Raw genomic sequence first — 17216 nt, 5'->3', positions numbered from 1 at the left:
AACGCCAAAGGCCTCGCCTTCCTCCGGCTCGCATCAATCCGGCTCATGATGCGTCGGCTTTGTAAAATATCGTAAAGTCTCCGGACAGACTCTAACACCCAACGCGACCGTTCTGAATGGTCCAACAAAAGGAATTTGATATAATCCAGTAATGAATGGCCGCTTCCGGGAAATCGGAAAAAATTTGCAAATGACCTACAGGGGCGCAGAGCTGTCGTTGCCAAAATGTACCCGTTTTTTGGATTGTTGGCGCAGCAGTTTTCTCACAAACATAGTGGCGCCCGCGCGGCGTAGCCACCGCGCGCCGGGTTCTCGTGAACCGAACCGCCTTCGGCGTTTCGGGCTTCGCCTTCGCCCCCTGGCGCAAGGAAGACAAAGGACAAGGAGTCTAGCGAGCGTGTCGATGACCGTTCGCATTCCCCCGACATCGGCGTGTGGCAGGCCATCGTAAACGCCGGAATCAGCACCCACTGGCTCCCGAGTCGGCGGTTGGCCCGACCGTGTTCGGGGCCGGCTTGACCCGCGACGGACGAGGCGGATGGGCCGTTCAAGGCGCGCGGATCGGTCCCAAGGCCGCGCGCTGGACAGCGAACCAGGCGTCTCCCGTCATCCTCGACTGCGCGTACGTCCGCCCATGCGGAGACGCGTATGGACCCGATGTCGTCGCCAGGAACCGGCACCGAATGCCGAGGATGGCGACGGTGCAGGCGGTCTGCGGTGTCCCGATGAAGCCGTCGTCTGTTCAGTGAAAGCCTGCCCGTGGATGGCCTTTGCGGTCTCCAATGTCGTCCGTGTCTTGCGCGCGCGACCGTCCCTGCGGGTCTCCTGAAGGCCGTGAACCCGCGCCGCGCCGGTCCAACCCCGCGCCCCGACAAATTTCCCCTGGCCGGCTCCCGGCCATTCCTCGCGGAACAAATTTGCCGGGCCTTGGGGCCCTCCCCTGCGGTCCGGCCCTCCGCTGCGCTGCGGGTGGGCCGACGCGTCTCGCGGGCTCCCTGGCCGAGACATCGCAGGGATGGTCCCGGCGAGACACGGCTAAGGAGACCGATCATGGCCATCACTCTCGGCAGGTTCACAAAGCAGGACGACAACAGCTTCACCGGCATCCTGAAGACCCTGAACGTCACCGCCAATCTGAGCATCGTGCCGGTCGCCAAGGCGTCCGACAACGCCCCCGACCATCGCGTCTACGCGGGCGCCGGACAGCGCTACGAAGTGGGCGCGGGCTGGAGCCAGATCGCCAAGTCCAGCGGCGAGACCTACCTCAACCTCAAGATCGGCGCGCCCGAATTTGGCCCGCACTGGGTCCGCGCGCGGCTGGTCAAGCTGGAGCGCCCCGGCGACGACGGCACCACCCACATCGCCCTGTGGGAGCCGCGCGACCGCTGATCCCGGCCCCGTCCACGAGCCCCGCCCCGGTGCGCCGGCGGCGGGGTTTCGTGTGGTTGGGCCGGGTCCGCCCGCGCATGCCGCCGTTACGCCCAAGGGGGGCTCGAAAACGCCCGCGCCCGTTTTCGAGCGTCCCGCGCCGCCCTCATGCCCGCCACCCTGGCCCCCGTTGCATCCCCATACGAGGAGGATCCGGCCATGGACGATAAAAACGACTCTGGGGCCACCCGGGCGGCCCGGGCCAAGAAGGGCAGCCCGTTCCTGAACACCGCGCAGGCCGCGTTTTATGTCGGCCTGTCGCAGCGCACGTTGGAGAAAATGCGCCTGACCGGCGGCGGCCCGCGCTTCCGCAAGCACGGTCGATACGTGCGCTACCACATCGATGACCTGGACGCCTGGTCGCTGGGCGAACAGCGCGCCTCGACCTCCGATGCGGGAGACACGCCATGACCGCCCGCGCCATCCTGCGGCGCCGCCGTCGGCGTCAGCGTCCCGCCGTGCTGGCGCTGGCCGGCCTGGGTGTGGCGATCCTGTCGCTGACACCGACCGAACGGGCCGTACCCTGGCTGGTGTGGAACGCCTCCGCCAGCGCGCCCGTCGGGCTTTACCGGGTGGTCGCCAGACCCGCCGAACGCGGTCCCCTGGTGTTGGTCAACCCGCCCGCTGATGTCGACGCGCTGGCCGCCGAGCGCGGCTATCTCCCGGCCGGTCTGCCGCTGATCAAGCGCGTCGCCGCCGTCGCGGGTGACCACGTCTGCGCCGTCGGATCGGCGGTCGTTCTGCACACCGAGACCGTCATTCGCCGCCTTGAGGCGGACGCCGCCGGACGCCCGTTGCCGCACTGGAGCGGGTGCCGCCGGCTAACCGACGGCGAGATCTTCCTGCTCATGGCAGACGCCCCGGACTCCTTCGACAGTCGCTACTTCGGGCCGGTGCCGTTGGCATCGGTGATGGGGAGGCTCGTGCCGCTATGGACCGACTGACGCTCGCCCTGCTGGGCGCGATCGCGGTCGTGGCCGCGCCCGCCCAGGCCGCCGACCTTGCTGAGTGGCGGCCCCATGTCGCCGAGGCCGAGCGCAGGCTTGGCGTGCCGGCCGCCTGGATTGCGGCCGTGTTGACCGCCGAAAGTGCGGGCGATCCGGCCGCCATCTCGCCCAAGGGCGCCATGGGCCTGATGCAGATCATGCCCGCGACTTGGGCCGAATTGCGCGCCGAATACGCCCTGGGAACCGATCCCTTCGCACCACGGGACAACATCCTGGCCGGCGCCGCGTACCTGCGCGTGATGCACGACCGGTTCGGCTTTCCGGGGCTGTTCGCCGCCTACAATGCCGGCCCGACGCGGTACCAGGCGCACCTGATGACCGGCGATCCGTTGCCGGCCGAAACGGTCGCCTATATCGCTCGTGTCACCCGGTTGATCGGTCAAAACTCGGCGCCCGATGCATCGAAAAACACGGCGCCGGACGAATCAAATGGCGCGCCAAATGCACCCCCCAGCGTCACACAAACCACGTCAATTCCGTCCGGACGCGGCCTGTTCTTCACGCTCAGAACGACGTCCGGCGCGTCGTTTTCGGCGTCCCAAAGCGGCCTGTTCGTGCCCCTGAAGACCGTCGTCGACGACGCCGATTGAACAGCTTCAAAAGCAAAAAAGGTCGATGTAGGAAGCGTTTTTTTTGTAAATCCTCAGTAATATACATCGTACAAGAGAGCAATTGAGCGCAAAGAGCAGAAAAGCGGGGGCTAAGGCAAGATAAAAGAGGGCCTCCATTCGTCGGCTATCCCGTTGTCTGCACATCGTTTTTTCGGGAGGCCGGCCGAGGGCGCGGAGCAATTCAATTATAGCCCATTGATGTATCGTGATTTTTCAGGAGGTTGCCATGGCCGAGGACGAGTTCACGCCGAAGCTCGGCAAACCGCGTTCGCGCGGCTCCAGAAGCGGCAAGCGCTATGCTCATCAGGTGCTGGCCGCCGTCAACCGGGCCGGTGGTCGGGCGGTGCCCAAGCCCGGCGCCGGGCTCGGCCGCATCGGACGTGGTGGGGTGCCAGCCGCCGCGCTGGCGGGGCGGTATCGGTCGGCGTCGAGGTCGCGCCGCCGCGTCATCGTCAAGGCACGCATCGTCCGCCTCGCCGGGAAGGGGATGGACACGGCCCGCACGCACCTGCGCGCCATCCAACGCGACCGCCAGGACGTAGGCGTTACACCAGCCTGATCGCGTTCGCCGACAGGCGCGGGAGTGCTAGCCCGCGCACGACTGAAGCGCTATGATGGCAACGTCAAGCCTGTTTCGTCCCAACCGTGCCCGTTCCGCCCGCGCCTCCTATGCCCGACCGCACCCCTGTTACCGTGTTCATCTCCTCGCCCGGCGATGTGGCCGCCGAGCGGCGTCGCTGTGTCCTGGTCATCAACCGGCTGAACCAGGAGTTCGGCCGCTTCCTGGAGGTCCGCCCGTACCTCTGGGAGACCGAGCCCATGCTGGCCGGGGGGCACTTCCAGGACATCATCGAGCCCCTGCCGGGCGACAGCGATATCGTCGTGGTGATCCTGTGGTCGCGGCTGGGCTCGCCGCTGCCGGCACGCACCGACAAACGCGAGTACCACGGTCTGGATGGCCGCATTCCCGTGACCGGCACGGAGTGGGAGGTCGAGAACGCCCTGCAGGCCCACGCAGAGAAAGGGCGGCCGGACCTGCTGGTCTATCGCAACCGCACGGAGGCGCGGGCCACCGGCCGTGACGGCAAGGCGCTGCGCCACGCGGCGGAGCAGCTTGACGCGCTGGAGGGCTTCTGGACCCGCCACTTCAAGGACGCGGAGACGGGCGGCTTCAAGCTGGGCTACAACTCTTACTTCTCCGCCGACCAGTTCGAGGAAAAGCTGGAAACGCACCTGCGGGCGCGCCTGAAACGCCTGTTGCCGGCGGATCCGGCCGTGCCCGGCGGGGGCGGCGCGGCGGCCGGGCTGTCGTGGTACCAGGGCTCGCCGTTCCGGGGCCTGCGCGCCTTCGACGTGGAGCACGCGCCGATCTTCTTCGGCCGCTGGCAGGCGCGCACCCAGGTGATCGACACGCTCAGCGCCCAGGCAGAGCGGGGCCGGGCCTTTGCCCTGGTGCTGGGGGCCAGCGGCAGCGGCAAGTCGTCGCTGGTGCGCGCCGGTGTGTTGCCGTTGTTGGAGCGGCCGGGGGTGACCTCGGGCATCGGCGTCTGGCGGCGCTGTATTCTGACGCCGGGTGCCCATGGCGCGGCCGACGATGGCGACGTGTTCGACCGGCTGGCGCGGGCGCTGCTGGAACGCCGCGAGGCGCTGCCGGAGATCGCGACCGACTACACCGCCGAGCGTCTGGCCGCGCGCCTGCGTGAGGGCGGCGGCGGCGACATTGTGGAAAGGGCCCTGCGCCAGGTGGCCAACGGCGAGCGCCTGCCCACCCGCCCGGAGGCCCCGCCGCCGGCCCGGCTGGTGCTGGTGATCGACCAGTTGGAGGAGATCTTCACCGACGCGCGGGCCTTCCCGGCGGAGGCCGTGGCGCGCTTCGGGAACCTGCTGCAGGCGCTGGCCGAAAGCGGCGTGGTGTGGGTGATCGCCACGCTGCGGTCGGACTTCTTCCACCGCCTGGCGGAGGTGCCGGCCCTGTTGGCTTTGAGCTCCGGGGACGGGCTGATCACGCTGGCCCCGGCCAGCGGGGCGGAGCTGGACCAGATCATCCGGTTGCCGGCCCAGGCGGCGGGCCTGACGTTCGAGGCGGACCCGGAGACCCGCGCCGGCCTGGACACGGTGCTGCGCGAGGCGGCGGGCGGTCCGGATGCCCTGCCACTGCTGGAGTTCACGCTCGACGAGCTGTACCGCCGAGACGTGGACGAGCACGGCCGGTCGGTGCTGACCTTTGAGAGCTACGAGACCCTGGGCGGCCTGGAGGGGGCCATCGCCGGCCGGGCGGAGGCCGCCTGCGCGGCCTTGGGACCGGACCGGGCAAAGGCGGTGGACGGGGTTCTGCTGGCGCTGGCTGGATTGGAGACCGGGGACGGGGCGGAGGACGCCGAGGCGGCCGCCCTGCGGGTGGTGGCTGGGGCCGACCTGGGGCGCACGGCGGAACGCGCGGCGGTGGTGGACGCGCTGGTGGCGGCGCGCCTGCTGGTAAGCGACGCCGGCCCGGTTGCCGAGGGGGACGGCGGCCGGGGCAAGACCACGGTGCGGCTGGCGCACGAGGCGCTGCTGCGCCGCTGGCCGCGCTACACGGATCTGCTGGCCCGGGAGCAGGAGTTCCTGAAGGCGCGCGAGAGGGTGACGGCGGCCCTGGGCGTCTGGCTGGACCAGGGCAAGGATCCGGCGCGCCTGCTGCCCGACGGCATCGCCCTGGCCGAGGCCGAGGACCTTCTGTCTCGCCGCCGCGAGGATCTGGAGGCGGCAGGAGAGCCAATCGTCGATTTTATTGAAGCGTCGTCGAAAGCCGCCCGCGCCCGGCGCGACCGCCGCTTGCACCGCACCCGGATGGTGGCCGCCGCGATGGCGGTGCTGGCGGCGTTGTCAGTGTTTGGGATCGTAGGGGCGTGGTTTGGTTATCAGGGCGAACTTGAGGCGAGGCGACAGGCAGAAACAAAAGAAGAAGAGGCTAAAAAACAGGCTCGTCTAGCTCAGCTTACCTTGAACAGGATTGGAAATCTGCGAATACAACGACAAATAGAGCCTGCACTTGTATTACCTGACGATGATGATTTAATTTTGATGCGGACGCTTACTGAATTGGACCAGAACAATGCGCAATGGAAACACGATCTTGTCGCCGCCATTAACAACATAGGTGACGCAAATATGAAAGCAGGGGAATTCAATGTTGCCCTGGAGAGATACAAGGAAAGTTTGTATATATCAAAAGAAATGGTTGCGTTGGAGCCGTTGAAAATAGAGTGGTGGCTTGACCTGATTATAACCCATTGGAAAATCGGTGCTTGGCAAACCGAACACGGCTCCTTTAATGAGGCGCGAGAAAACTACGTAGAGGCGTTAGATATCGCAGAACGCCTCGCTCGAAATAATGACTTGGATTCCCGATATGTGTGGATGATCGACGATCTAAGACGTCGCATTACGATATTGGAGGAGTGGTCTGATTGAGTGATTAGAAGGCTAAGAGCCTGACTCAAAAGCCTACTGGCGGGCGAGCCGTCGCAGAGCGAGTTGGATGGAGGCGATGCTGACGAAAGCGGCAAGGGTGTCGGCGAGGTTCTCGTAGTCCTTCGCCAAACGGCGGTTACGTCCGAACCAGGAAAAGGTTCGTTCGACCACCCAACGGCGCGGCAGGACGACGAAGCCCTTCATGTCATCGGTCCTTTTGACGATCTCCATGCGCAGCACGGGGATCTTGGCCACGGCATCCTTGACCTGATGGGCGTTGTAGCCGCCATCGGCCCAAACCAGTTCCAGCCAGGGGAAGCGGTTCCTGATTTTGTCGAGCACACGGGCAGCGCCATCTCGGTCCTGGATGCCGGCGGAATGGACGACGACCCGCAAGGGGAGGCCTTCGGTGTCCACCAGGGCATGCAGCTTGCGGCCCTTCACCTTTTTGCCTGCGTCGTAACCCACTGCGTTGTCTTGACCGCCCCCTTTTCCGCCGACTTCAGCGACTGGCTGTCGATCACGGCGGCGGTCGGGCTGGCCTCGCGCCCCATGCGTTCCCGAAGAGCAACATGCAGTTCCGCCCAGATCGCTTCCCACACGCCCTCCCGCTGAAACTTGCGGAAAATGTTGTAGACAGTCGAGCGAGGCGGGAAGTCGCCCTTCGGCAGATAGCGCCACGGGCACCCCGTCCGCAAAAGGTACAGGATGGCATTCATTGCCGAACGCATGTCCGTCTTTCGCGGACGGCCACCCAGTTTCGGCGGCGGAATCAGCGGCTCAAGCCGCGCCCACTCTTCGTCCGTCAGGTCGCTCGGGTATCGGTCATTGTCTCGCTTGTAGGTGTCCCGGTGCTCTTTGGTCCACATCTCGCGTCACTCGGTAGTCCATACCGATGACTTTGAATCACGCACCCAATCCGGGCGCAAGACCCTTTTGGGTCAGGCTCTAACAACAAACAACAGGTCATCAAGGGTTGGCAAATAGCCGTACCCTCCTTTCCCCTCACCCCCCCTTGATGGGCTCGATGGGGCGGTCGCGGTGGGCCAGCAGCCAGTCGCCGTTCTCGCCCAGGGCTTCCCGGCCCAGCTCCCGCAGTACCCGCTGGGCGCGGTCCGTGTCCTGCCCCCGGGGGCCGGTCAGGATCGCCAGGGCCCGGCGGAACACGGCGCCCATGCGGTGGTACTGGTGCGCATGGTCCATGAAGGCCCGCTTCTCGGCATAGACAGAGAACGCGCCGGCGAACGCGGGGGCGAGGCCCATCAAGGTGACGGCCAGGCCGAACCCCAGGCCGTGGCCGCCGTGCCCGCTGTGGGCATCGGCTGCATCGGCACCATGGGCGGCGTGCGCGCCATCCGCGCCGTGCGCGGCGACCAGTGGATAGAGTTCCCACGCCAGCAAAGCCAGCCCCACGCCCAGGCCGGACAGATAGGCGATGGTGGTGAGGCGGTCGAACCGGCGGGTGCGGCCCTGCTCCCGGTGCGCCGCGCCGCCGTGACCGTCCGCGCCACCGAAGAAGGTAGCCTGCTTGCGCACCCACAGGTCCGTCACTGCCTCCACCCGGGGCGGGCCGGAGACCGCCGCCGACAGCCCCCAAGGGGACAGCCCGCGCACGGCATCGCGGATCCAGGCCAGATCGGCGCGATGTTTCCGCAGGTAGCATTCGGACACGGGTGTCGGAATGCCCGCCAGCCCCCAGAAGGCCTGCACCCGCAGCGCCTCGGCCAGGGCGCGCAGGTCCTGGTACCACGCCTGCCATTCCAGGCGCGCGGACACGCCGTAGTGAAACAGAAACGCGCCGGCCACGATGGCCAGATAGGCCGACAGCGCCGTGATATCCTGATAGAGGTGCGAATAGACCTCGAACGTCAGAACCGCCGCCGGCAGTGCCGCCACCAAGCCGGCATGCACCCGGTAGGTTCTCGTCTGGTAGCGGGCGGCGCCGAGGGCCGCCGTCGCCCGCGCCCGGCGCAGCACATCCAGGGCCGCGCGCCGGGCCGTTGGCTCGGCCTGCATCCGGCCGTCGGGGATCAGCGACGCGGCCCCCTGGTCGATCCGCCGGGTTTTCGCCCGGCCCCGCATCGCCAGCCGCCGGTTGGCCTGGTCCAGCCGGGCCAGGCTGTCCACGGTCACGGTGGCGGCGATGTCCGTCAACGCGGCGCCATCGGTCTCGCGGGCATCGAACAGCCGCCCCAGGGAGCCGTCGTTCGGGTGGTCCGCGCGGCTCACGCCCAGGCGCAGGGTCGGCCCGGGATCGGTCATGTCCAACTCGTCCAGGCCCGCGGGGTGCAGCGGGCTGGACACGGCCACATCAGGGGCGGCCTCCGGCGTCATGCGCATGGCGACCACATGCGCGCTACCGCCCCGGTGGGCCTCGCCCGAATGCGGGACCCCATCCCACAACGCCACCAGAATGTGGCTGATGCGGGCCAGATAGAGCCCCAACTGCTCGTAGGCTGTGACCGACGGCACCCCCTCGGGGGCGCCCGCCAGCGGCGGGGGGAGGGTCACGGTCAGCACCGCGCGATCCACGATGCTGGACAGGCCCGCTCGCGCCGCGTCATCGGACATGGTGGTCGCATAGTCGTCCAACGGCATGGGCAGGGTGACGATGACCGGCAGGCCCATGTCCAACGCCACCTGGCAGGCAAGCTGATCCGCACCCTCAGCCGCGCCGCTCATCACATGCACCGGCGTGTGGGGATAGGTGGCGCGCAGCGTGGTCAGCAGGCTCCGCACCGCTTTCTCCGCCGGGGCACGGGCGGCCTCGCTCAGGTCCCGGTGCCCGGTGATCCCGACGATGAGGGGCAGAGGTCCGATCCGGGGCCCGGTTCGTTTCATGAACACGCTGTCGATCCCTTTCCGCGCGCGACTGGACAGGCGGACGCCATGGCCCTTGAACCGCTCCGTCCTTTGTGGTTTTCCGTGTGGTCAGCAGGAAATCATCCCGCAGGGTAGCGTCGAAGGCCAGCCATGTCGAACACCACCGATCCCAGCGACCGCGACCGGCACCTGTTCGGCCCGGGTCCCAAGCGCATGCTGGCCCTGGATGGCGGCGCGGTGCGCGGTATCGTCTCCGTCGCCTTCCTGGAACGGATGGAGGCCATGCTGGCGGCCCGGTCCGACGATCCGGACGGCTTCCGCCTGAGTCACTATTTCGATTTGATCGGGGGCACCTCCACCGGGGCTTTGATTGCGACCGGTCTGGCCCTGGGCCTGAAGGTCGACCACCTGCGCCGGTTTTATACGGAGCGCACCAGGAAGATTTTTCGCCGCAGCCGCTTCCGCATCGCCGGTGTGCAGCTGCTGTTCGATGCCAAGCCGCTGGTAGAGGAAATCTTGGCGGAGGTCGGCGACCGGACCCTGGACAGCCCGGACCTGAAGACCGGCCTGGTCATCGTCACCAGCCGCATGGACACCGGCAGCCCGTGGATCGTGACCAACATCCCCGGCACAAAGTATTGGGACACCCGCACCGAGCGCGGTACCCTGGGCAACCGATACTACCGCTTGGCCAGCCTGCTACGCGCGAGCACGGCGGCGCCCTACTATTTCAAGCCGGAGCCCATCGCCGTGGTCGAGGGTCAGCCGCCGGGCTGGTTCGTGGATGGCGGCGTGTCGCCCTACAACAACCCGTCGCTGGCCATGCTGCAAGCGGCGACGCTGTCTGCGTATGGGCTGAGGTGGACACCGGGGGCGCAGACTCTGTTGCTGGTCTCGGTGGGCACCGGAAGCCATCGCCGCCGCGTCCCGGGGGAGCAGATCGGGCGCATGTCGGCGCTTGGGGTGGCGATGCGGGCGCTGTCGGGGGTGATCGCCGACAACCAGCGGATGACCCTCGCCCTGTTGCAGGTCCTCTCCACCCCCGCCGATCCCTGGCCGGTGAACAACGAGGTTGGCGACCTGTCCGATGATCTGCTGGGCGGGCGGGCCCTGCTGTCTTTCCAGCGCTACGATGTGCAGTTCGATCCGTCCTGGGTTGCTGAGCACACCGGGATCACGATCTCGGACGACGAAGCGAAGGCGTTCGAGCGCCTGGACAATGCCGCCGCCGTGGACAGCGCCTACCGCATCGCCGGCGCCGCCGCCGAACGCCAGGTGCGGGCGGCGCATTTTCCGCCGGCGTTCGACGGGGTCTGCAAGGATTCTGGCGAGGGCTGCGTCGCGCCGGTATGATGGCGCGCGGTGATGTGGTTCACCCCCTTCGTGTCGTCCCGATCCCAAGGCCGCCCCCATGCCAGACCGCACCCCCGTTACCGTCTTCATCTCGTCGCCCGGCGACGTGGCCGCCGAGCGGCGCCGCTGTGTCCTGGTCATCAACCGGCTGAACCAGGAGTTCGGCCGCTTCCTGGAGGTCCGCCCCTACCTCTGGGAGACCGAGCCCATGCTGGCCGGGGGGCACTTCCAGGACATCATCGAGCCGCTGCCGGGCGACAGCGACATCGTCGTGGTGATCCTGTGGTCGCGGCTGGGCTCGCCGCTGCCGGCGCGCACCGACAAGCGGGAGTACCACGGTCTGGACGGGCGCGTGCCGGTGACCGGCACGGAGTGGGAGGTGGAGAACGCCCTGCAGGCCCACGCCGAGAAAGGACGGCCGGACCTTCTGGTCTACCGCAACCGTACCGAGGCCCGGGCCACCGGCCGCGACGGCAAGGCGCTGCGCCACGCGGCGGAGCAGTTGGACGCGCTGGAGGGCTTCTGGACCCGCCACTTCAAGGACGCGGAGACGGGCGGCTTCAAGCTGGGATACAACTCGTACACGTCCGCCGACCAGTTCGAGGAAAAGCTGGAGACCCACCTGCGGGCGAGGCTGAAGCGGCTGCTGCCGGCGGAGCCGGCCGCGCCGGACGGCGGCGGCGCGGACGCGGGCTTGTCGTGGTACCAGGGCTCGCCGTTCCGGGGCCTGTGCGCCTTCGACGTGGAGCATGCCGCGATCTTCTTCGGCCGCTGGCAGGCGCGGACCCAGGTGATCGACACGCTCAGCGCCCAGGCGGAGCGGGGCCGGGCCTTTGCGCTGGTGCTGGGCGCCAGCGGCAGCGGCAAGTCGTCGCTGGTGCGCGCCGGTGTGCTACCGTTGTTGGAACGGCCGGGGGTGACCTCGGGCATCAGCGTCTGGCGGCGCTGTATTCTGATGCCGGGTGCCCATGGCACCGCCGACGATGGCGACGTGTTCGACCGGCTGGCGTGGGCGCTGCTGGAACGCCGCGAGGCGCTGCCGGAGATCGCGACCGACTACACCGCCGAGCGCCTGGCCGCGCGCCTGCGCGAAGGGGGCGGCGGCGACATTCTGGAAAGGGCACTGCGCCAGGTGGCCAACGGCGAGCGCCTGCCGACCCGGCCAGACGGGCCGCCGCCGGCGCGGCTGGTGCTGGTGCTGGTGATCGACCAGTTGGAGGAGATCTTCACGGACGCCAGGGCCTTCCCGGCGGAGGCGGTGGAGCGCTTTGCCCGCCTGCTGCTGGCGCTGGCGGACAGTGGCGTGGTGTGGGTGATCGCCACCCTGCGGTCGGACTTCTTCCACCGGCTGGCCGAGGTGCCGGCGCTGCTGGCGTTGAGCGCCGGGGATGGGCTGATCACCCTGGCGCCGGCCAGCGGGGCGGAGCTAGACCAGATCATCCGGCTGCCGGCCCAGGCGGCGGGCCTGACGTTCGAGCAGGACCCGGAGACCCGCGCCGGCCTGGACACGGTGCTGCGCGAGGCCGCGGGCGGCCCGGACGCGCTGCCGTTGCTGGAGTTCACCCTGGACGAACTGTACCGCCGGGACGTGGACGAGCACGGACGGTCGGAGCTGACCTTTGAGAGCTACGAGGCGCTGGGCGGTCTGGAAGGCGCCATCGCTGGTCGGGCGGAGGCTGCCTGCGCGGCGCTCGGCGCGGACCGGGCAAAGGCGGTGGACGGGGTTTTGCTGGCGCTGGCCGGGCTGGAGGCCGGAGACGGGGCAGAGGGTGCCGACGCCGCGACCCTGCGGGTGGTGGCCGGGGCGGACCTTGCGCGCACGGCGGAGCGGGCGGCGGTGGTCGATGCCCTGGTGGCGGCGCGGCTGCTGGTCAGCGATGCCGGCCCGCTGGCCCAGGGAGAAAGCCAGGGCCGGACCACGGTGCGGCTGGCGCACGAGGCGCTGTTGCGCCGCTGGCCGCGCTATACGGAACTGCTGGCCCGCGAGCGCGACTTCCTGAAGGCGCGCGGGCGGGTTCATGCGGCGCTGGGGGTGTGGCTGGACCAGAACAGGGACCCTGCCCGCCTGCTGCCCGACGGCATCGCTTTGGCCGAGGCCGAGGATCTGCTCTCCCGCCGCCGCGAGGATCTGGAGGCGGCGGCCATCGCCTATATCGAAGCCTCGTCCAAGGCCGCCCGCGCCCGGCGCGATCGCCGCCTGCGCCGCACTCGGATGGTGGCCGCCGCCATGGCCCTGCTGGCCGTGCTGTCGGGGGTGGGCGCGTGGTTCGGGTTCACGGGGCAGAGGGAAGCGGAACGTCAGGCGGTGATCGCGGAGCAGCGCAAGGACGAAGCGGAATCCGCCCTGCGCACCGCCACCCGGGCCGCCAACACCCTGGTCGTCGATCTGGCGCAGAAGTTCAAGGACTCCAGTGTGCCCATTGCCATCACCCGCAGCATCCTGGAGGAAGCGCGCAAACTTCAGGACACTCTGTCGGAGCGTTTTCCCGACGATGCCGGCCTGCAACGCAGCAAAGCAGTCGCTCTAAACGAACTCGGGGAAATGCTGGCGAAACAAGGCAGCCTGAGCGATGCGGAAGCCGCCTACCGGGAGGGGCTGGACACACAGCGTACTCTGGCAGCGCGCGATCCAGAGAATACAGTTTTGCAGAGGGGCGTCTCGGCTGACCTGCTGGGAATAGGCGATGTGCGTCTCTTGGCGGGCGACGCGGCAGCCGCCCTCGTGGCTTACGAGGAGTCCCTGGACATCAGCCGCGCCCTCGCGGCGCGCGATCCGGACAAGTTGGAATTCCAGATCGACGTATGGGCTAGCCTGAACAGGGTCGGAGATGTGCGATCACAGCAAGAGGAAGCGGCTGCAGCACTAGCGACCTATGAGGAGGCTCTAGAGATCGCCCGCGCCCTTGTAGCGGGCGATCCAGACAATCCCCTGTGGCAAGATAACCTTTCAATGAACCTGGACAATGTCGGTAATGCGCGGCTGCAGGAAGGGGATGTAGCCGCGGCCCGCGCGGCCTACCAGGAGGGGCTTGAGATCCGCCACGCCCTGACGGAGCGCGATCCGGATAATACTCGGTGGCAGAACCTTGTTGCGAACAGTCTGAACCGGATCGGCGATGTACGGCTGCGGGCGGGGGACGCGACGGCGGCCCTGGCGGCCTTTCAGGAGAGCCTGGAGATCATACGCTCTCTGGCGATAAAAGATCCGGAAAACATGTTTTGGCAGAATGACGTTTCGGTAGCTCTGAGTCGTATCGGAAATATGCAGCTGCGGCTGAACGATCCGGCAGCGGCCCTTGTTGCCTATCAGGAAAGCTTGGACATAAGTCTCGTTTTGGTTGACCGCGATCCCGATAACAGTCACTGGCAGCGGGGCCTAATTGTCTCCCACTGGAAAATTGGTGACTGGCAGGCGGATCATGGCACAGCCGCCGAGGCCCGGGACCACTACGCGGAGGCCCTCCAGATCACCGAGGACTTGGCGGCTGCCAATCGACTGGCGCCGACCAATGCTTGGTTTGTCGACGGACTGAAACGCCGCATCGCAACTCTGGAGGAAGTCACGCCGCCAAATGATGGAGGCTCCAAGCCGGGCTCGCGAAAGAGGCAATGACTGCCGCGCTGGACCCCATTCCAAATCCCCCCCCCTTGATCGGTTCGATCGGCCGGTCGCGGTGGGCCAGCAGCCAATCGCCGTTCTCGCCCAGGGCTTCCCGGCCGATATCGCGGAGCACCCGCTGGTCGCGAACCTCGTCCTGCCCCGTGGGGCCGGTCAGGATTACCACCGCCCGGCGGAACACCGCGCCCATGCGGTGGGATTGGTGGGCGTGGTCCTTGAACGCCCGCTTCTCGGCATAGACGGAGACCGCCCCCGCCGGCGGCAGCAACAGTCCCATGCTCAAACCGGAGAGGCAGAACATGGCGGTGAGACGGTCGCCCCCCCGAGCGTCCCTGCTCGTGGCCGTCCACGCCGCCGTCCCAATCCGTGCCGCTGGAAAAACTGGTCGTGCCCTACCCTCCATCTCTTTTTTGAGGCGCGCCCTGGCCGATGCGATCCACGCCACTTTGGCCCAACGGCTGGGCCATTACGGTCTCCATCACATGCCGCTCCCACGCTTCCAGCGCCGCCCGTTTCTCGTTGGCCCAGTCATGGCGCTGGTAGATCCCGATCACGCCTGCCCGGGAGCCGGAGACGTGATCGAGAATGGCTTCCGTGACCTCGAGACGCACGCCCAGGCGCTGAAGCCCTGTCGCCACCGTGCGGCGGATGTCGTGCAAGCGCCAAGGCGCCATTGGTCCGTCGCCCGTCGCCTCCCCGGTCTCTTCGGCCAAGCGCCGCTCCATGGCCGCGTCCAGCCGCGCCTTCGCTTTCGAGAACCCGCTGAACGGCGACGCGCCCGTTGTCGTGAACACGTGGCGCGCTGTTCCACCGCCTGACTCGTCCGCCGCCATCACGCGCGGCCGGGACGCCAGGATCGACAGAGCCGTTTCGCCCAACGGAACTGGGTGACGAACGCCGTTCTTGGCGCGCTCGCCAGGGATGGTCCACAGGGCCGCATCCGTGTCGACCTCGGTCCATCGCATGCCGGCTACCTCGTCTCGACGCTGGCCGGTCAGGATCAACAGACGCACGATGGACCCGAACGGCTCGCCCACATCGTCGCAGGCGGTCCACAGCGCGCGTAGTCCCGCCTCCGACAACACGCGGTCGCGTTTGGTCTCCTGAGCCGGGGCGGCAACCCCGGCGCAGACCGACGTCGCGACCAGATCGCGGGAAACCGCCCAGTTGAAGAGCTTCCGCGTGTGCGCCAGGACACGGTTGGCCATGACCGGCGCGCCCCGGTCCACCACGCTATCGATCAGGCGGATCACGTCCTTGCGCTCGATCTCGCCAATGCGGCGATGGCCCCATGCGGGTTCGACTTCACGCCGGAGCACGCGCTCCACCTCCTGCCAGCTTCGATTCCTGACCTTGGCATGGCGCGCGATGAACTCGGTGATGATGTCGCGGATCGTGTCGTCTGGTGGTGCCTCTGGGACCGCCTGGGTTCGCTTCACTTCCCGCGGATCGGTGCCGGCATCCAGGAGCCGGAGCGCGTCGCGAGACTTGTCGCGCGCTTCAGCCAGGCCGATGACCGGATAGTCGCCGAGCCGGTACTTAACCGGCGATCCCTGCCATCGGTACCGCAAAGCCCAGCTTTTCCCACCGGTCGGCTGAACCACAAAGTACAATCCCTGGACTCCCGCATCCGGGATCTCAAGCCGGGCCGCGCCGGGCTTTTTTGCCTTGACAAACCGATCTGTCAGGACCTGTCCCATGAGCCCCTCCTCAGGCCTTCTGGGTAACATCTGGGTAACAGACGACGTGATACGAAGCGTTTTCCCATATCGTAACGATGCCGGACGCAGCTCCCTAATGCAATGAATATTAATGATAAAATACGATTCCTCTGTGATGCTGTGATCGCTCCCGCTACCCCCGTCGACATAACTTTTAATCAGCGGGTCGCAGGTTCGAGTCCTGCTGGGCACACCAATTAAATCAAGAGCTTACGGCCAGAAACGGTAACCGGGGTAGAAGTGCGGGCGGTGGCTGCGTCGCGACTCACATTTGGTTGCGCGAACTTGCGGTTCGTGATTCGCTGCGGGCATGGTCAAGCCGCCGTTCGACATTGATGCCCTGTATCCGGCGACGCTGAAGCCGCTGACGCTGGGCCTGTTGGAAGAGAACGCCCGGCTGGTGTCGGAGAACGGGGCGTTGCGCGACGAGATCGCGCGGCTGAAGGGTCTGAAGGGCAAGCCCGACATCAAGCCGCCCTCCAAGCCGTCCGGCATGGACAAGGCAACGGACAAACGGCCCCGGCGCGAGGGCAAGCGGCGGCGCGGGCCGAAAAAGCCGTCGGGTCCGGTCGAGGAGCGGCGGATCGCGGTCGATGGTGTCCCGCCCGGCTCCCGGTTCAAGGGCACCGTGCCGTTCACGGTTCAGGAGCTGCGGATCGAAGCCCGCACGGTGTGTTATCACCGCGAACGCTGGGTGACCCCGGACGGAGTCACGGTGCTGGCGCCACTGCCCGATGGGGTCACCGATCACTTCGGTCCCGCGCTCAAGCGCTTCATTCTCGCCCAGTACCATCAGGGTCAGACGACGGTGCCGCGCCTTGTTGAGATGCTGCAAGGGCTGGGCGTGGCGATCTCCCAGCGGCAGGTGGTGCGCATCCTCACCGCGTCCAACGACCTCTTCGTGACCGAGGCCCGGGACGTTCTGCGGGCGGGCCTGACCCACGGACGGTGGATTTCGGTGGACGACACCGGCGCCCGCCACCAGGGCCGGAATGGCGTCTGCACCCAGATCGGCAACGACGCCTTCACCGCCTTCGCCACCACGGTTTCCAAGAGCCGGCTCAATTTCCTCGACCTGCTGCGGGCCGGACACGGCGATTATGTCTTGAACGATCAGGCCTTCGCCGCCATGCGCCGGCGCGGCCTCGCCGGTTCCGTCATCGCCCGACTGCAGGCCCACCCGGACCGGTTTTTCGCCGAT

Annotated in this window: 13 protein-coding genes; 9 read left to right on the top strand and 4 right to left on the bottom strand. The window is 67.4% G+C overall.

The features are described from left to right. Nucleotides 1-1050: 1050 nt before the first annotated feature. From BLS85_RS17955 to BLS85_RS17930, 6 genes are all read left to right on the top strand, one after another. Nucleotides 1051-1389 carry a DUF736 domain-containing protein gene (locus BLS85_RS17955; protein ID WP_092788112.1) on the top strand — a complete coding sequence of 113 codons (339 nt, stop codon included), beginning with the start codon at nucleotides 1051-1053 and terminating at the stop codon, nucleotides 1387-1389. Between the two features lie 198 nt (nucleotides 1390-1587). Then, nucleotides 1588-1839 carry a helix-turn-helix transcriptional regulator gene (locus BLS85_RS17950; RefSeq protein ID WP_092788111.1) on the top strand — a complete coding sequence of 84 codons (252 nt, stop codon included), beginning with the start codon at nucleotides 1588-1590 and terminating at the stop codon, nucleotides 1837-1839. Further along, nucleotides 1836-2372 (top strand): S26 family signal peptidase, encoded by a 537-nt coding sequence (locus BLS85_RS17945; protein ID WP_092788110.1) that lies wholly within the window; start codon nucleotides 1836-1838, stop codon nucleotides 2370-2372. The genes BLS85_RS17950 and BLS85_RS17945 overlap by 4 nt, the downstream gene beginning before the upstream one ends. Beyond that, entirely contained in the window at nucleotides 2360-3025 is a 666-nt protein-coding gene (locus BLS85_RS17940) for a lytic transglycosylase domain-containing protein (protein WP_092788109.1), read from the top strand. Before BLS85_RS17945 ends, BLS85_RS17940 begins: the two co-directional genes overlap by 13 nt. Before the next feature lie 247 nt (nucleotides 3026-3272). After that, entirely contained in the window at nucleotides 3273-3605 is a 333-nt protein-coding gene (locus tag BLS85_RS17935; RefSeq protein WP_092788108.1) for a hypothetical protein, read from the top strand. Nucleotides 3606-3715: 110 nt separating this feature from the next. Beyond that, the gene (locus tag BLS85_RS17930; RefSeq protein ID WP_143027262.1) at nucleotides 3716-6499 is read left to right on the top strand and encodes a tetratricopeptide repeat protein; all 2784 of its coding nucleotides are present in this window, start codon (nucleotides 3716-3718) and stop codon (nucleotides 6497-6499) included. A 33-nt stretch (nucleotides 6500-6532) separates the two neighbouring features. Here BLS85_RS17930 and BLS85_RS17925 read toward each other — a convergent pair. Together BLS85_RS17925 and BLS85_RS17920 are read right to left on the bottom strand one after the other, a co-directional pair. Next, nucleotides 6533-7368, bottom strand: a protein-coding gene (locus BLS85_RS17925; protein WP_425438491.1) for an IS5 family transposase whose coding sequence is annotated in 2 segments (ribosomal slippage) — nucleotides 6533-6987 and nucleotides 6987-7368 — 837 coding nt in all. Because the reading frame shifts where the segments join, the coding sequence is not laid out codon by codon here. A gap of 136 nt (nucleotides 7369-7504) precedes the next feature. Continuing rightward, entirely contained in the window at nucleotides 7505-9340 is a 1836-nt protein-coding gene (locus tag BLS85_RS17920; RefSeq protein WP_143027261.1) for a hypothetical protein, read from the bottom strand. Between the two features lie 132 nt (nucleotides 9341-9472). Between BLS85_RS17920 and BLS85_RS17915 the strand changes: the two genes are divergently transcribed. Continuing rightward, nucleotides 9473-10675 carry a patatin-like phospholipase family protein gene (locus BLS85_RS17915; RefSeq protein WP_092788104.1) on the top strand — a complete coding sequence of 401 codons (1203 nt, stop codon included), beginning with the start codon at nucleotides 9473-9475 and terminating at the stop codon, nucleotides 10673-10675. Nucleotides 10676-10733: 58 nt separating this feature from the next. Continuing rightward, entirely contained in the window at nucleotides 10734-14288 is a 3555-nt protein-coding gene (locus tag BLS85_RS17910; RefSeq protein ID WP_092788103.1) for an ATP-binding protein, read from the top strand. Here BLS85_RS17910 and BLS85_RS17905 read toward each other — a convergent pair. Further along, a complete protein-coding gene (locus tag BLS85_RS17905; protein ID WP_143027260.1) occupies nucleotides 14236-14571 on the bottom strand; it encodes a hypothetical protein in 336 nt (111 codons plus the stop codon). The genes BLS85_RS17910 and BLS85_RS17905 overlap by 53 nt on opposite strands. A gap of 115 nt (nucleotides 14572-14686) precedes the next feature. Beyond that, nucleotides 14687-15994, bottom strand: coding sequence for a tyrosine-type recombinase/integrase (locus BLS85_RS17900; RefSeq protein WP_176793900.1), 1308 nt, complete (start codon nucleotides 15992-15994; stop codon nucleotides 14687-14689). Between the two features lie 331 nt (nucleotides 15995-16325). Between BLS85_RS17900 and BLS85_RS17895 the strand changes: the two genes are divergently transcribed. After that, on the top strand, nucleotides 16326-17216 hold an 891-nt coding region (locus BLS85_RS17895), incomplete at its 3' end, for a hypothetical protein (protein ID WP_425438490.1).

The organism is Rhodospira trueperi (assembly GCF_900101965.1).
Lineage (GTDB): Bacteria > Pseudomonadota > Alphaproteobacteria > Rhodospirillales > Rhodospirillaceae > Rhodospira > Rhodospira trueperi.
Note: the sequence above shows the minus strand (reverse complement) of the source record. Positions and strands in the feature narration are given on the sequence as shown.

What these genes read in the sequence shown, in the direction of transcription:
- BLS85_RS17955 (WP_092788112.1), top strand. Translation starts at nt 1,051, where the DNA reads ATGGCCATCACTCTCGGCAGGTTCACAAAGCAGGACGACAACAGCTTC.
- BLS85_RS17950 (WP_092788111.1), top strand. Translation starts at nt 1,588, where the DNA reads ATGGACGATAAAAACGACTCTGGGGCCACCCGGGCGGCCCGGGCCAAG.
- BLS85_RS17945 (WP_092788110.1), top strand. Translation starts at nt 1,836, where the DNA reads ATGACCGCCCGCGCCATCCTGCGGCGCCGCCGTCGGCGTCAGCGTCCC.
- BLS85_RS17940 (WP_092788109.1), top strand. Translation starts at nt 2,360, where the DNA reads ATGGACCGACTGACGCTCGCCCTGCTGGGCGCGATCGCGGTCGTGGCC.
- BLS85_RS17935 (WP_092788108.1), top strand. Translation starts at nt 3,273, where the DNA reads ATGGCCGAGGACGAGTTCACGCCGAAGCTCGGCAAACCGCGTTCGCGC.
- BLS85_RS17930 (WP_143027262.1), top strand. Translation starts at nt 3,716, where the DNA reads ATGCCCGACCGCACCCCTGTTACCGTGTTCATCTCCTCGCCCGGCGAT.
- BLS85_RS17920 (WP_143027261.1), bottom strand. Translation starts at nt 9,340, where the DNA reads ATGAAACGAACCGGGCCCCGGATCGGACCTCTGCCCCTCATCGTCGGG.
- BLS85_RS17915 (WP_092788104.1), top strand. Translation starts at nt 9,473, where the DNA reads ATGTCGAACACCACCGATCCCAGCGACCGCGACCGGCACCTGTTCGGC.
- BLS85_RS17910 (WP_092788103.1), top strand. Translation starts at nt 10,734, where the DNA reads ATGCCAGACCGCACCCCCGTTACCGTCTTCATCTCGTCGCCCGGCGAC.
- BLS85_RS17905 (WP_143027260.1), bottom strand. Translation starts at nt 14,571, where the DNA reads ATGGGACTGTTGCTGCCGCCGGCGGGGGCGGTCTCCGTCTATGCCGAG.
- BLS85_RS17900 (WP_176793900.1), bottom strand. Translation starts at nt 15,994, where the DNA reads ATGGGACAGGTCCTGACAGATCGGTTTGTCAAGGCAAAAAAGCCCGGC.